Source organism: Micromonospora sp. LOL_014 (assembly GCF_048060245.1).
Taxonomy (GTDB): domain Bacteria; phylum Actinomycetota; class Actinomycetes; order Mycobacteriales; family Micromonosporaceae; genus Micromonospora_E.
Window position 1 is genome coordinate 66,412 of sequence record NZ_JBHMIP010000013.1, and the last position, 13,530, is coordinate 79,941.

General features: G+C 71.9%; 14 protein-coding genes. 4 read left to right on the top strand and 10 right to left on the bottom strand.

Going from position 1 to position 13,530, the window contains the following annotated elements; all coding sequences use genetic code 11:
- The first annotated feature begins 69 nt into the window (after positions 1–69).
- On the top strand, positions 70–471 hold the full coding sequence (locus tag ACFHW1_RS13750; protein WP_416553894.1) for a hypothetical protein: 402 nt from the start codon (positions 70–72) through the stop codon (positions 469–471).
- A 22-nt stretch (positions 472–493) separates the two neighbouring features.
- Here the strand turns inward: ACFHW1_RS13750 and ACFHW1_RS13755 are convergent, their stop codons facing one another.
- The 4 genes from ACFHW1_RS13755 to ACFHW1_RS13770 form a co-directional block, all read right to left on the bottom strand.
- Positions 494–1,249 carry a LytR/AlgR family response regulator transcription factor gene (locus ACFHW1_RS13755; protein WP_416553896.1) on the bottom strand — a complete coding sequence of 252 codons (756 nt, stop codon included), beginning with the start codon at positions 1,247–1,249 and terminating at the stop codon, positions 494–496.
- Positions 1,246–2,520 (bottom strand): sensor histidine kinase, encoded by a 1,275-nt coding sequence (locus ACFHW1_RS13760; RefSeq protein ID WP_416553898.1) that lies wholly within the window; start codon positions 2,518–2,520, stop codon positions 1,246–1,248. The genes ACFHW1_RS13755 and ACFHW1_RS13760 overlap by 4 nt, the downstream gene beginning before the upstream one ends.
- Before the next feature lie 115 nt (positions 2,521–2,635).
- Positions 2,636–4,141: a sugar transferase gene (locus tag ACFHW1_RS13765; protein WP_416553900.1), complete on the bottom strand. Its 1,506-nt coding sequence runs from the start codon at positions 4,139–4,141 to the stop codon at positions 2,636–2,638.
- A 322-nt stretch (positions 4,142–4,463) separates the two neighbouring features.
- A complete protein-coding gene (locus ACFHW1_RS13770) occupies positions 4,464–5,324 on the bottom strand; it encodes an Fpg/Nei family DNA glycosylase (protein ID WP_416553902.1) in 861 nt (286 codons plus the stop codon).
- Between the two features lie 46 nt (positions 5,325–5,370).
- On the opposite strand from ACFHW1_RS13770, the gene ACFHW1_RS13775 reads away from it, so the two are divergent.
- Positions 5,371–6,579 (top strand): glycosyltransferase family 4 protein, encoded by a 1,209-nt coding sequence (locus ACFHW1_RS13775; protein WP_416553904.1) that lies wholly within the window; start codon positions 5,371–5,373, stop codon positions 6,577–6,579.
- Here ACFHW1_RS13775 and ACFHW1_RS13780 read toward each other — a convergent pair.
- From ACFHW1_RS13780 to ACFHW1_RS13800, 5 genes are read right to left on the bottom strand one after another with little or no spacing between them, the layout of a single operon-like run.
- Positions 6,548–7,246: a CDP-alcohol phosphatidyltransferase family protein gene (locus ACFHW1_RS13780; RefSeq protein ID WP_416553906.1), complete on the bottom strand. Its 699-nt coding sequence runs from the start codon at positions 7,244–7,246 to the stop codon at positions 6,548–6,550. The genes ACFHW1_RS13775 and ACFHW1_RS13780 overlap by 32 nt on opposite strands.
- Before the next feature lie 7 nt (positions 7,247–7,253).
- Entirely contained in the window at positions 7,254–8,321 is a 1,068-nt protein-coding gene (locus ACFHW1_RS13785; protein ID WP_416553908.1) for an iron-containing alcohol dehydrogenase family protein, read from the bottom strand.
- The gene (locus ACFHW1_RS13790; protein ID WP_416568064.1) at positions 8,309–9,040 is read right to left on the bottom strand and encodes a sugar phosphate nucleotidyltransferase; all 732 of its coding nucleotides are present in this window, start codon (positions 9,038–9,040) and stop codon (positions 8,309–8,311) included. The genes ACFHW1_RS13785 and ACFHW1_RS13790 overlap by 13 nt, the downstream gene beginning before the upstream one ends.
- A 53-nt stretch (positions 9,041–9,093) precedes the next feature.
- Complete coding sequence (locus ACFHW1_RS13795) at positions 9,094–9,861, bottom strand: hypothetical protein (protein ID WP_416553912.1); 768 nt, start codon at positions 9,859–9,861, stop codon at positions 9,094–9,096.
- Positions 9,858–10,316, bottom strand: coding sequence for an NUDIX domain-containing protein (locus ACFHW1_RS13800; protein WP_416553914.1), 459 nt, complete (start codon positions 10,314–10,316; stop codon positions 9,858–9,860). The genes ACFHW1_RS13795 and ACFHW1_RS13800 overlap by 4 nt, the downstream gene beginning before the upstream one ends.
- A 103-nt stretch (positions 10,317–10,419) precedes the next feature.
- Between ACFHW1_RS13800 and ACFHW1_RS13805 the strand changes: the two genes are divergently transcribed.
- Positions 10,420–11,517 carry a PLP-dependent aminotransferase family protein gene (locus tag ACFHW1_RS13805; RefSeq protein WP_416590668.1) on the top strand — a complete coding sequence of 366 codons (1,098 nt, stop codon included), beginning with the start codon at positions 10,420–10,422 and terminating at the stop codon, positions 11,515–11,517.
- Between the two features lie 72 nt (positions 11,518–11,589).
- A complete protein-coding gene (gene corA, locus ACFHW1_RS13810; RefSeq protein WP_416553918.1) occupies positions 11,590–12,741 on the top strand; it encodes a magnesium/cobalt transporter CorA in 1,152 nt (383 codons plus the stop codon).
- A 35-nt stretch (positions 12,742–12,776) separates the two neighbouring features.
- On the opposite strand, the gene ACFHW1_RS13815 is transcribed toward corA, so the two are convergent.
- Positions 12,777–13,409: a hypothetical protein gene (locus ACFHW1_RS13815; protein WP_416615532.1), complete on the bottom strand. Its 633-nt coding sequence runs from the start codon at positions 13,407–13,409 to the stop codon at positions 12,777–12,779.
- Positions 13,410–13,530 lie beyond the last annotated feature (121 nt).

The window sequence follows — 13,530 nt, forward strand, 5'->3', positions numbered from 1 at the left end:
GACGTCAGCCGGCCCGCCGGTGACGGCGACCCGGCCGGTGCCTTGACCTCGCCGCCTACCCTTCGGCTCATGACCGACCGACGCGATGGGTCCGACGAGGCGTTCACCGACGCTGCGGAGATCCTGCGCTCCGCCCTGGCCGGTGACAGCGACGGCGTCGCGGACGTCTTCGACGCGGTGGTGGACCGCAACGGCGTCACCGGGGCGTACGACGTCGCGTGGTGCCTGGCCGCGACGATGGTCGGCGACGACGTACCAGCCGGTGGCTGGGCCCTCGACTTTCCCGGCATCGACGAGGCGGGCTATGACGCGCGGTGGGTGGCCAGGTTCATCAGCGCGTACGCCAACTCGGACGGCTCGACCGGGGAGGCGCTGTTCGGTGCCGCGCTGGCCGACGGACAGCTGCCGGAGTGCCTGCTCACCCTGGCCGGGTCGGCGGTCGCCACACTGCGTCGCCGCCGGGCCGCCTAATGGGAGCCCGGTTGGCCGCCGGTCACCTGCTCCAGTCGTGTTTGGCCGCCCGGACCAGCTTGTCCTTCAGCTCCCGGGTGTGCCGTCGGGAGACCGGCAGCTCGGTGCCGTCGATCACCACCACGTACCCGGAGTTGGCCAGCCGCAGCTCGGTGATCAGCCGGAGCTGGACCAGGAACGACCGGTGGACGCGGACGAAGCCGGCGTCGGCCCAGCGTTCGCCGAGGGTGGCCAGCGGCACCCGGACCAGGTGCGAGCCGTCGGCCGTGTGCAGCCGGGCGTAGTCGCCCTGCGCCTCCACCCAGCGCACCGCCGACCGGGGCAGCATCCGGGTGGTCCCGGCCAGCTCCACCGGGATCGCCGGGTCCTCCTCGTTGCGGGCGATCGCCGCCGGATGGGTCGGCACCACCCGGGCGGTCAGCACCCGGCGGACCGACTCGGCCAGCCGCTCCGCGCGTACCGGCTTGCGGACGTAGTCGGTGACGCCGAGGTCGAAGGCGTCGACCGCGGCGTCGTCGTACGCGGTGACGAAGACGATCGCCGGCGGCCGGGCGAACCGGCGCAGCACCCGGGCCAGCTCCATGCCGTCCAGCCCGGGCATCCGGATGTCGAGGAATACGGCATCGACGTCGGTGTCGCGCAGCACCCGCAGCGCCTCGGTGGCGTCGGCGGCGGTGTGCAGCCGAGCCACCCGGGGGTCGGCCCGCAGCAGGTACCCCAGTTCGTCGAGGGCGGGGGGTTCGTCGTCCACCGCGAGTACCCGCAGGAACGGGGTCACGACAGCACCTCCCACCGGCCGGTCGCGCCCGCCCCCGGCCGTACGTCGGGGTGGAACTTCGGCACCCGCATGCTCACCTTCGTACCCGCTCCCACCGCCGTCTCCACCACCAGCCCGAACTCGTCGCCGAAGACCGAGCGCAGCCGTTCGTCGACGTTCGACAGGCCGACGTGCTGGCCGGCGTCGTCGGCCGGGTCGGCGCCGCGACGTACCGGGTCGGCGCCGCGACGTACCGGGTCGGCGCCAGCGGTCAGCACCGCCGGGTCCATCCCCACCCCGTCGTCCTCGACGGTGATGTGGCACTCGGTCCCGGCGTCCCGCGCCTCGATGCTGACCGTGCCGAGCCCCGGCTTGCGCGACAGCCCGTGCCGCACCGCATTCTCTACCAGTGGCTGCAGGCAGAGGAAGGGCAGATGCACCGGCAGCACCTCCGGGGCGATCTGCAGCCGGACCTGGAGCCGTTCGCCGAACCGGGCCCGTTCGATGGTCAGGTACCGGTCGATCGACCGCAGCTCCTCGGCGAGCGTGGTGAACTCGCCGTGCGCCCGGAACGAGTAGCGGGTGAACTCGGCGAACTCCAGGATCAGATCCCGGGCCCGTTCCGGGTCGGTGCGGACGAACGACGCGATCGCGGTCAGCGCGTTGTAGATGAAGTGCGGGCTGATCTGCGCCCGCAGCGCCCGTACCTCGGCTCTGGCCAGCCGCTCCCGGGACGAGTCCAACTCGGCGAGCGCCAGTTGGCTGCCGGCCCACCGGGCGGTCTCCAGGGTCGCCTGCACCAGCCCCGGCGCCGGATCGTCGTCGACCACCGCGACCAGCGCGACTGTGGCGTCGCCGTCCGGCCCGGTGAGTGGGGCGACGACGGCCCCGCGCACCAGGCAGTCGGGCCGGTCACAGGGCAGGTCCCGGGCGGTCAGCACGAGGGAGCGGCCGGCGTCGAACGCCTGCTGGGCTGCGGCGGTGAACTGCTCGGCATGGTGCTGGCCGCGGCCGTCGAACGCGAGTACCGCCTCGCTGCCGGTCAGCGCCGCGCCCGGGGCGCCGACCAGCGCCCGCAGATGCCGGACGGCCTTGGCCGCGTCGGTCGCTCCCAGCCCGTTGCGCAGCGGTTCGGCGGCCAGGCCGGCGGTGTGCAGGACCTGGTACGTCGCCCGCTGCGTCGCGGTGGCGATCCCGCGCCGGGCGCGCAGCCGGACGACCGCGTACACCGCGGCGGCCAGCGCGGTCACCAGAGCCAGGACCGCCAGTGGTGCGGATAGGTTTGCCGGCACGGACAGATCCTGTCCGCTACCGGCGGTGCTGCCAAGCGGAAGGCGACGATCGGTCGGTCAGCGGTCGGCTGCCCGCTTTCGACGGACTTCTGTCATCCGTCGGCATCCGGGTCGGTCAGTAGGCACCCTTGCGGGCCAACACGACGCCGATGGTGCGCCACAGGATGCTCAGGTCGTAGGTCAGCGACCAGTTGTCGACGTAGTAGAGGTCCAGCCGGACCGCTTCGTCCCAGGACAGGTCGGACCGGCCGGAGACCTGCCACAGTCCGGTCATCCCGGGCCGGACCAGCAGCCGCCGCCGGACGTCGCCGAGGAAGTCACCGTCGTCGGCGGGCAGCGGCCGCGGCCCGACCAGTGACATCTCGCCCTTGAGCACGTTGATCAGCTGGGGCAGCTCGTCGATCGAGCTGGCTCGCAGGAACCGACCGATCGGGAAGACCCGCGGATCGTTGCGGATCTTGAACAGCATCCCGTCGGTCTCGTTCTGGTCGACCAGCGAGGCGAGCCGCTCCTCGGCGTCGACGTACATGGTCCGGAACTTCCAGACCCGGAACACCCGGCCCTCGTGGCCGACCCGGGGCTGCCGGAAGAAGACCGGCCCCCGGTCGGAGAACCGGATCGCGATCGCCACCGCCAGGAACAGTGGCGCCAGCATGATCAGACCCAGCCCGGCGGCCACCCGGTCCAGCAGGTTCTTGGCCAGCCAGCCGAGCCCGGAGAGGGTGGGCTCCTCGACGTGCAGCAGCGGCAGACCTTCGATCGGCCGAATGTGCACCCGAGGACCGGCGATGTCGGTCAGCTGCGGTGCGACCACCAGGTCGATCCCGCTGCCCTCCAACTGCCAGGCGAGCCGGCGTAGCTCGCCCGGCTCGGAGCTGGCTGAGCCGCAGACCGCGATGGTGTCCGCGCCGACCTCCCGGACCAGCGCGAGGACGTTGCGGCCGGCGTACACCGGCACCGGGGTCTCGAGCCCTCGGGCCGCCGCGTAGCCGTCGGTGAGGTGGATCGCGACCGGCATCAGCCCGGCGGCGGGACTGCGGGTCACCGCAGTGAAGACCTCCAGGGTCTCCGGCAGGGTGCCGACCAGCACCATCCGGTGCGTGGCCTGCCCGATCCGCCGACGCAGTACGTGCAGGGCGTACCGGGCGAGGAAGCGGAACATCAGGATGAACGCCAGGGCGCCGAGCAGCGCGGTGGCCACCGAGAGCCGGGACAGGTCGGTCTTGGTGGCGAAGGCGAGGAACGAGACGCTGGCGGCGACCGTCACCCCACCGCGCAGCACCCGCTTGAACTCGTCGGTGCCGAGCCCGAGGTAGCGCCGGTCGTAGGAGCCGGTGCCCCAGAGCACCACCACCCAGCCGAGTGGCAGTAGCAGGTAGGTGACGGTGTGGAACCAGGTGGCGTCGGCGTCGGAGAACCCGGAGGTCGCCTTCTCGAACAGCGAGATCGACAGGTAGCTGGCCAGCACCGCCGCCGCGAAGTCCAGCGCGAGCAGGGCCGCGGTGTACGGACGGTGCCAGCGCGACGCGCGACGCCGTGCCCGCGCCCAGGCGGACCGGGGTACGCCGTTGGTCGGTGTCGGCGTCGGCGGTTGGATCTCGAAGCTGTCGACGTGGCGCACCCTGTTGCTCCGGCTGGTGTTGGATACCGGGCGCTGGAGGCTTGTCGTCACCTCACCCACGTCCTCCCGCGTGACACGTGCCGCCCACTCTCCGTGAAGGCTTGGCTCGCCCACCAGCTCAGTCTCTCACGGTGCCCGTACACGGACGGTAACCCGAAAGACTCTACGCCCCCCGGCCGAACGGTGGGGACCGGCGGTTCCGGTGGTGTTGGAGCATTGGGACCGGGCCACTATACCGATGGAACGGCTCCGAGGAAGTCTCCGTTGTGGTGCAGATCGCCGTGGCGCGGGACGTACGGCCTTCTGTGCTCTATTTGGTCACCTAACGCACAAGACGGGACAACCGTCGGTCAGCGAGTGGGCGGCCGCCGGTCTGGCAGGTGGGGCAGTACTGCAGGCTCGAATCTGCAAAAGAGACTTCTCGCACCTGATCGCCGCAAACAGGGCAGAGCAGGCCGGTTCGACCGTGCACCCGCATCCCCGAGCGCTTCTCGCCCTTCAGTTCGGCTGCCCGCTGACCCACCGACCGGTCCACCGCGTCGGTCAGCACCCGCCGCGCCGCCTCGTACAACCCCGCCAGCTGCTCGTCGGTGAGCCGGTTCGTCAACGCGAACGGCGACAACCGCGCGGTGTGCAGGATCTCGTCCGAGTATGCGTTGCCGATGCCGGCCAGCACCTCCTGCTGGGTCAGTACCCCTTTGACCTGACCCCGTCGACCGCGCAGCCGCTGCGCGAAGGTGTCCGGGTCCACCGCGAGCGCGTCCGGACCCAGCCGGGCCACCCCGGGCACCTGCGCCGGATCGGTCACCAGGTACGCGGCCAGCTTCTTCTGCGTACCGGCCTCGGTCAGGTCGAAGCCCGAGCCGTCGGCGAGGCGGACCCGTACGGCGATCGGCCCCTTGCCCGGCTTCAACGGCGCGGCCGAGGGAAACGACTCCCGGTAGTGCAGCCAGCCGGCCCGCGCCAGATGCACCACCAGATGGAGGGTGCCGTCCAGTGCGACGTCGAGGAACTTGCCGTGCCGGCCGGCGCCGGTCACCGGTCGACCGGCTACCACCGACGGCGGCGGGTCGTACGTCTTGAGCACGTTGATCGCCGACACTTCGACACGCTCGACCCGGCGGCCGACCGCGCGCTGGCGCAGGTAGGCCGCGAGCGCCTGTACCTCCGGCAACTCGGGCACCCTCAGACGGTAGCGTCTGACGACGTCGAGCAGGAGGGTTGACCGGGTGAGAGTCGTCGTGGCGCACAACCGATACCGGCAGGCCCAGCCGTCCGGCGAGAACGTCATCGTCGACAGCGAGATAGACCAGTTGGCCGCCGCCGGTGTCGAGGTGATCCCGTTTCTGCGCAGCTCCGACGACATCCCGGCGCTGCCGGCCACCGGCAAGGCGCTGCTGCCGATCTCGCCCAGCTACGCCCCGGCCGCCCAACGCGACCTGGACCGGCTGCTCACCGAGCACCGGCCGGACATGCTGCACCTGCACAACCCGTACCCGCTGATCTCGCCCTGGGCGATCCGCACCGCGCACCGGCACCGGGTGCCGGTGGTGCACACCGTGCACAACTACCGGCAGGTCTGCTCGGCCGGGCTGTACTTCCGCGACGGCCGAATCTGCACCGACTGCCGGGGCCGGGCGATCGGCCTGCCCGGCGTGGTGCACCGCTGCTACCGCGGCTCCCGGGCGCAGAGCGCGGTGATGGCCGCGACCCTGGCCCTGCACCGGCCCACCTGGCGGTCGGTCGACCGGTTCATCGCGCTCACCTCGGCGGTCGCCGAGCATTTGCGCGGGTACGGCATCCCCGACGAGCGGATCGTGGTCAAACCGAACGCGATCGCCGATCCCGGCCCGCCCGCACCGCTCGGCGACGGCTTCCTGTTCCTCGGCCGGCTCACCCCGGAGAAGGGCATCGGCCTGCTGCTCGACGCCTGGCAGCGGCACCCGGACGGGGCGCTCGGCACGCTGCGGATCGGCGGCGACGGCGAGCTGCGGCCGCTGGTCGCCTCGGCCGCCGCCGGCCGCACCGACATCGACTTCCTCGGCCCGCTGGACAGATCAGCGGTACGCGACGCGCTGCGCGCCAGCGCCGTGGTGCTGGCCGTCTCCACCTGGCACGACGTGCTGCCGACAGTGGTGATCGAGGCGTTGGCCAGCGGCCGGCCGGTGCTCGGCACCGCACTCGGCGGCATCCCGTACCTGGTCGGTGCCGACACCGGCGCTGCTGGCGTTAGGGCTGCTGGCCCCGCCGGCTGGGTGGTACCGCCGGAGGCCGCCGCACTCGCCGCCGCCCTGCCGGTCGCCCGTGACGGGGCCGCCGCACTGGCCGGCGTCGCCCGCACCCGTTACGAGACCACCTTCCACCCCGACGTGGTGATGAAGCAGCACCTGGCCGTCTACGACGCGGTCAGCGCAGGGCAGCGCGGGCCGAGAAGGTGATGCTGGCCAGCAGGAAACCACCGTTGACCACGGTGAACGCGGCGATCAGCCAGACCGTCAGCGCCGGAGCGGCGATCAGCACCAACCCGGCGACGAAGATCACCGCGCCGTAGTCGCGGATCAGCTTCACCAGCCGTACGGGCAGCGAGGTCGAGGTGACCATGCTGGCCGCGTTCGGGCCGGCCTGCATCACCGAGGTCACCAGGTTCACCATCCAGGTGCCGGCGAACGCCGCGAGCAGCCACACCGGGGTCTCCGGCAGCTGCGCCACCGCCACCGCGGACAGCGCCGTGACCAGCGCGATCTGCGCGGCGACGTCGCAGAGCACGTCGACCCGGGCACCGGCCGCGCTGGTCTGCCCGGTCACCCGGGCCAACTGCCCGTCGGCGCAGTCCAGCGCGTACGCGATCTGCCAGCCGACCAGCGCCACCAGCCCGATCAGCCAGGCCGGGACGGAGCCGTCGGCCACCGCGTCGGCGGTCGCGATCACCATCACCGACGCGGCCAGCCCGAGCAGCAGGTTCGCCACGGTCAGCACGGTCGGTGGCAACCGCAGCCGGGCGGCGGCGTACGCGAACACCGCCCCCAGCCGCTGGCTGACCGCCTCGCTGAACAGCCCGCCCCCTCTGTTCGCCTGAAAGAAGTCCTTCAGGAACGGGGTAGACACTGCTTGTTCACCTTGCGGGCATGCTGAGGGCACCGAGGTATTCTGCCAGCCGCTCCCGGACGGCATCCGCACCGAGGTGCAGGTGTTCCAGGACGGTGTACCGGTCCGGCCGGGTGTGCGGGGCGTGCAGCACGGCGGCGACAAAGTCGTCGTCGGTCAGCCCCAGGTCAGCGGGGCGCACCGGCAGCCCGTGCCGACGCAGTGCCGCCGCCAACTGCCCGAACCGCAGCTGGTCGCCGCGCAGGAAGGTGCAGAACAGCGCACCCAGCCCGACCTGCTCGCCGTGCGAACCGGCACCGGGGTGCAGCAGGTCGAGGGCGTGCGAGATCTCGTGGCAGCCGCCACTGGCCGGCCGGCTCGACCCGCACACCGCCATCGCGATCCCGCCCAGGATCAACGCCTCGGCGAGGGTGGTCAGGAACGCGTCGTCGCCGAGCCCGCCCGGATGGCTGATCAGCGCCTCCGCCCCGGTTCGGGCCAGCGTCACGGCGAGACCGTCGATCGGTTCGTCGCGGACCGCGTGCGCCAACTCCCAGTCGGCGACCGCGCTGAGGTTGCTCAACGCGTCGCCGATGCCGGCCCGGGTCTGCCGGTCCGGGCCGGCATCGACGAAGTCCAGGTCGACCACGATCGCCAACGGGATGTGCACCCCGTACGACCCGCGTCCGCCGTCGTGGTCCAGCGACGCCACCGGGGAGGCGATCCCGTCGTTGGCCAGGCTGGTCGCCACACTCACCATCGGCACGGCGTACCGGGAGGCGGCGTACTTGGCGGTGTCGATGGTCTTGCCGCCGCCGATACCGACGACCGCGTCGTAGGAGCGTTGCCGCAGCTTCTCGCCCAGATCGTGGGCGGCGTCCAGGGTGCCGCCGGCGACGGTGAAGACGTCGGCCCGGCCGAGCCCGGGAGAGATCAACTCGGCGATCCGTTCGCCCTGTCCGGGGCCGACCACCACGGCGACCTCGCCGCCGGCGGAGATCCGGCGGTCGGCGAGTAGCGCGCCCAGGCCGGCGACGGCACCCCGGCGTACGTCGATGGCGAGCGGGGTGTGCACGGTACGGGCTAGTAGCGGCATGCGATGTCCCGAGCCTTGATCAGGTCGTCGTGGTTGTCCACCTCGACCCAGTCGACGTCGCCGATCGGCGCTGCCCGTACCTCGCCGCCACGGTCGGCGTACTCCTGGTAGCCGTCCTCGTAGTAGAGGTTGGGGTCGCGCCGCCAGGTCGCCTCCAGTGCCTCGGCGAGCCCGGCGGCGGCCGACGCCTCGATCAGCGTCGCGCCGATGTACTCGCCGTGCGCCTGCGCCGGATCCATCAGCTTGGTGATCCGGGTCAGCTGTCCGGCGTCGTCTAAGACGACCTTCATCTCCTCGTCGGCGAGCTTCTTGACCGTGTCGACCGCGAGCAGGATGCCCGGCCCGCGCCCGGCCAGCAGCGTCTGCTCGACGCTCGCCGGGTGCACGGTGTCGCCGTTGACCAGCAGCGCACCGGCGGCGAAGTGGTCCCGCGCCAGCCACAGCGAGTACGCGTTGTTCCATTCTTCGGCGCGGTCGTTGTCGACCAGGGTCAGTTTCACGCCGTGCCGGTCCTGCAGGTCGGCCTGCCGGGTCCGGACCGCGTCCGCGGCGTAGCCGACGACGACGACCACGTCGGTGAGCCCGGCGGCGGCGAGGTTGCGCAGCCCGATGTCCAGGATCGTGGTCTCCCCGTCGACCGGTACCAGCGCTTTCGGCAGAGTGTCGGTGTACGGCCGCAGCCGCCGTCCCGCTCCGGCAGCGAGCACGAGACCGATCATCAGACGGTCCTCCTGGTGAGGGGTGGGTGGGATACCGGTGGAGGATAGCGGCATCAGCCGGGAAGCGCGGCGAGGTCGGCGAGCAGCGTCAGCCGCTGCTCCGGCTCCAGCGCCTGGTGCGGGCCGGCCGCCCGGCGGTCGGTCTCCTGCTCAATGGCCAGCCGGGCCGGGCCGGGTGGCAGGTCGACGATGCTGCGGGCGGTGTGCCCGGCGGCGGTCCAGGCGGCGGCGTGCGCGTCTGCCCGGTGGTGACGCAGCACGGTGAGCCGGTTGAGCAGCAGCACCCCGGCCGGGGTGCCCTCCGGCTCGTACGGCGGGGCGACCGCGCGGAACGCGTCCTGCCCGCCGGTGTCACTACCGGCCAGCGCGGCGGCCAGCAGCCGGCCGGTCAGTTCGACCAGCCGGACCAGCCGGGCCGCGTGTTCGGCACCCCAGATCTGCCCGGTGACCGCGGCGTGCAGCCCGTACAGGTCGGTGAGGAAGGCGGCGCCGCGTTCGGTGGCCCGCAGCGCCCCGTCCGGATGGCGTACCAGCATCCCGTACGCGACCTGCTTGTCCAGCACCCGCTGGCAGCTCGCCGCGTCCTGGTAGCGGGTGACGGCGGCGAACCCGGCGGCGTCGACCAGGCCGCTCGGCGCGGCCAGCCGGGTCCGCAGGTCGACCAGGTAGCCGACGGCGGCCGGACCGCCGTACCGCTGACGTAGCTCGACCCCGGCGGTGTCGGCGGCGGCCATCGCGGCCCGGTGCACCCGGTCGATGACGGGGGCGGTGAGCGCCGCGCACCGGTCACCGGGCAGCCACAGCTGGTCGCCGGCGCTCACAGGCCCAGGGAGCGCAGTACGGCGAAGCCGTTCTCGGCGATCCGCCGGATCAGCCCGTCGTTGACGTGAGCCGATTCGTCGAGCACGTCGAGCGCGTCGGCGGCGAGCCAGCGGAACTCGGTGTGCTTGCCGGCTTCGAGCTGCGGATTGGCCAGGTCACCGTCGACCCGTACCAGATAGTCGAGCTCGACCCGGGCGATGCCGTCGTTGCCGACGTAGGTGTACTCGCCGACCTCGGCGAGAATGTGGGAGACGGTCCACCCGGTCTCCTCGCGTACCTCCCGGTGCAGGGCCTCGATCGGCGTCTCGCCGGCTTCGAGGTGGCCGCCGGCGATGTCCCAGGTGTCGGGGAACAGTCGACGCTGCGGCGAGCGGCGCTGGAAGAAGATCCGGCCGTCGTCGTCGACGATCAGCGCCGCGACGCAGCGCAGCGGTTCGGGGGGTGGGGCGGACACGCCTGTGACCCTAGCGAGCACCCCGGGGGAAGAACCAGGACCAGCATGTGTGCTGGCGCACCAGCCGACGGTGATCGGCCGGGCAGGTCGTACGCTGGCACCCATGAGCGCCGAGCAGCTGATCTCGTTCGCCCGTGGGGCGCCCTCGCTGGACATCGTCGACATCGACGGGCTGAAGGCCGCCGCCGGCCGGGCCTTCGACGCCGACCCGGCCGGGGTGACCGCCTACGGCACCTCCGTCGGCTACGTTCCGTTGCGCCGCTGGATCGCCGACAAGCACCGGGTCGCGCCGGAGCAGGTGCTGGTGACCAACGGGTCGCTGCAGGCCGACGCGTTTCTCTTCGACCACCTGGTAAAGCCGGGCGACGCGGTGGTGGTGGAGCGGCCGACGTACGACCGGACGCTGCTCAACCTGCGCCAGCTCGGTGCCGAGGTGCACCCGGTGACGCTGCAGCCGGACGGGCTGGACACCGAGGAGCTGCGCAAGCTGCTGGAGTCCGGGGTGCGGCCGCGGCTGGCGCATGTCATCCCGAACTACCAGAACCCGGCCGGGGTGACCCTGTCGCTGCCGAAGCGGCGAGCGTTGCTGGAGCTCGCGGCCGAGTTCGGGTTCACCATCTTCGAGGATGACCCGTACGCCGACATCCGGTTCCGGGGCGAGGCGCTGCCGTCGATGCTGTCGCTGGACACCGCCGGCGTGGTGGTGCACGCCTCCAGCTTCACCAAGACCGTCTGCCCGGGGGTCCGGGTCGGCTACCTGGTCGGCGAGGTCGGGCTGGTGAAGGAGATCGCGGCGCGCGCCACCAACCTGTACATCTCGCCGGGCATGGTAGCCCAGGCGATCGTGCACCAGTTCTGCGTCTCCGGCGACCTGGACCGGTCGATCACCACGGTGCGCACCGCGCTGGCCGAGCGCGCCCGGGTGCTGGCCGAGTCGTTGCGCAAGCACATCCCGGGGGTACGGTTCACCGAGCCGGACGGCGGGTACTTCCTCTGGGTCGACCTGCCGGACGATGTGGCGGTGGACGCGCTGGTGCCGGCGGCCGCGCAGCGCGGTGTCGCGGTGGTCAAGGGCAGTGACTTCCTGCTCGACGGCGGCGAACACGCGCTGCGGTTGGCGTACTCGGCGGTCACCGTCGATCAGATCGACGAGGGCGTCCGCCGGTTGGCGGCCGCGATCGACGAGGTACGCGCGGGGTAGCCGGCTGGCGTCTCTGCCGGCTTCGGCCGGCCGGGTGCCGGGGAGCCGGAGTGCCGGGAAGGAGACGGGCGGATGGCGGACCAGGACCGTGGGCAGCAGCGGTGGCCGGACGGCGGAAGCAGCCGGGCGTTGTCGCGGGCCTGGACGTCCCCGGTCCGGGCGGTCAGCCGGATGCTCAACTCGACCGAGACCCCGCTCGCGCCGGACCCGGCGCCGGTCGAGGAACGCAGCGGGGTGGTCGACTGCGCGCTCTACATCGACGGCATCCGCCAGCCGGGCTCGTGGCAGCATCCCGAGGCGCTGGCCACCGCCCGTCGGGAGCGCAACGCGTTCGTCTGGCTGGGGCTGCACGAGCCGAGCCTGGCCGAGATGGCCGGCATCGCCGACACGTACGGGCTGCACGAGCTGGCCGTGGAGGACGCGGTCAAGGCCGAGCAGCGACCGAAGCTGGAGCAGTTCGGCGAGGTCAACTTCCTGGTGCTGCGGACCGCCCGGTACGTCGACCACGAGAAGCTGACCAGCGACTCGGAGGTGGTGGAGACCGGCCAGGTGATGCTGTTCATCGGGCAGGGTTTCGTGATCAGCGTGCGGCACGGCGACGCCTGCCGGCTGGCGCCGGTGCGGGCCGACCTGGAACGCAACCGGGACCTGATGGTGCAGGGGCCGTGGGCGGTGGCGTACGCGATCACCGACCGGGTGGTGGACCTCTACCTGGAGGTGGTGGACCGGGTGGAGACCGACCTGGACACCGTCGAGGCGGACGTCTTCTCGCCCGAGGCCAGTGACAAGGTGCACGAGATCTACCAGCTGAAGCGGGAGCTGGTGGAGTTCAAGCGCACCGTCGCGCCGCTGCAGCGGCCGATGATGACCCTGACCGCCGAGATCAACGAGGACGTGCCGGCCGAGATCCGCCGCTACTTCCGGGACGTGCAGGACCACCTCAGCCGGGTGGTGGAGCAGGTCAACGCGTACGACGATTTGCTGAACTCGATCCTGCAGGCCCGACTGGCGCAGGTGACCGTGGCGCAGAACAACGACATGCGCAAGATCGCCGCCTGGGCCGGTATCGCCGCGGTGTGGACCGCGTTGGCCGGCATCTACGGGATGAACTTCGAGTTCATGCCGGAGACCGGCTGGAAGTTCGGCTACCCGGTCGTGCTCGCCCTGATGCTGAGCATCTCACTGGTGCTGTACCGGTCGTTCCGGCGCAACGGCTGGCTCTGAACCCGCCAACCGTGCGCCGGTCCGACCGCCGGTACTCAGGCGCGCCCGTTGTGGGCGGTCGCCGCCGTCGGGTCGCTGTCCATCGCCGAGATCGGGTCGCCGTGCGGCTTGCCGCCGTCGGCCGGCTTCGGCGTGACCGACTCGTGGGTGGCACTACCGGCCGCCCGCATCGTGTCCAGTGCCTGACCCGGGTCGTACTCCTCCCACTGGGCGGCCTGGCGACGCCGTACCGCGATGGTGCCGATCGCGGCTCCCGCCGCGAGCACGCCGACGATCATCGGCCAGCGGCGGCGGCTGTGCTTGGCACGCTTCGACGGGGTGAGCTTCGCCTTCATCGCCGGCATCGCGGTCCGTTTCGCTGCCTTCATGTTCTTCATGTTCTTCGTCTTCGCCTTCCTGGTTGCCCGGCTGGCCTGGCGGGCCCCGTCGGCGGCGGCCACCGCCAGCGGCGCCAGCGTGGCCATGGTCGCGGTCATGCCCTGGGACGCGGAGCCGCGTACCCGGTCGGCGGTGGGTGCCACCGCGTCCCGGGCGGCGTGGATCCGGGGTCCGACGGTGGCCCCCACGCCCCCGGCCGCGTGCGTCGCTGCCTGCATAAAATGATCTAGGCTCTCGCCGAGCTCCGCTCGGACGAGATCCCGCCGCTTGGCGCGCCTGGAGATCCTCAACACCGCTGCCTACCTCCTGTGCCGTCGTTGCAACGTCATCCTCCACCTTCGGGTGCCTCCGTGTGACCGGATCGGGGCACATGGGAGGATCCGCATGGAACTGACCAACAACTGAGGAGTA

Excerpts from the sequence above, each read along its gene's own strand:
- ACFHW1_RS13750 (WP_416553894.1), top strand. The coding sequence starts at position 70 with ATGACCGACCGACGCGATGGGTCCGACGAGGCGTTCACCGACGCTGCG.
- ACFHW1_RS13785 (WP_416553908.1), bottom strand. The coding sequence starts at position 8,321 with ATGCCGCTACTAGCCCGTACCGTGCACACCCCGCTCGCCATCGACGTA.
- ACFHW1_RS13790 (WP_416568064.1), bottom strand. The coding sequence starts at position 9,040 with ATGATCGGTCTCGTGCTCGCTGCCGGAGCGGGACGGCGGCTGCGGCCG.
- ACFHW1_RS13805 (WP_416590668.1), top strand. The coding sequence starts at position 10,420 with ATGAGCGCCGAGCAGCTGATCTCGTTCGCCCGTGGGGCGCCCTCGCTG.
- corA (WP_416553918.1), top strand. The coding sequence starts at position 11,590 with ATGGCGGACCAGGACCGTGGGCAGCAGCGGTGGCCGGACGGCGGAAGC.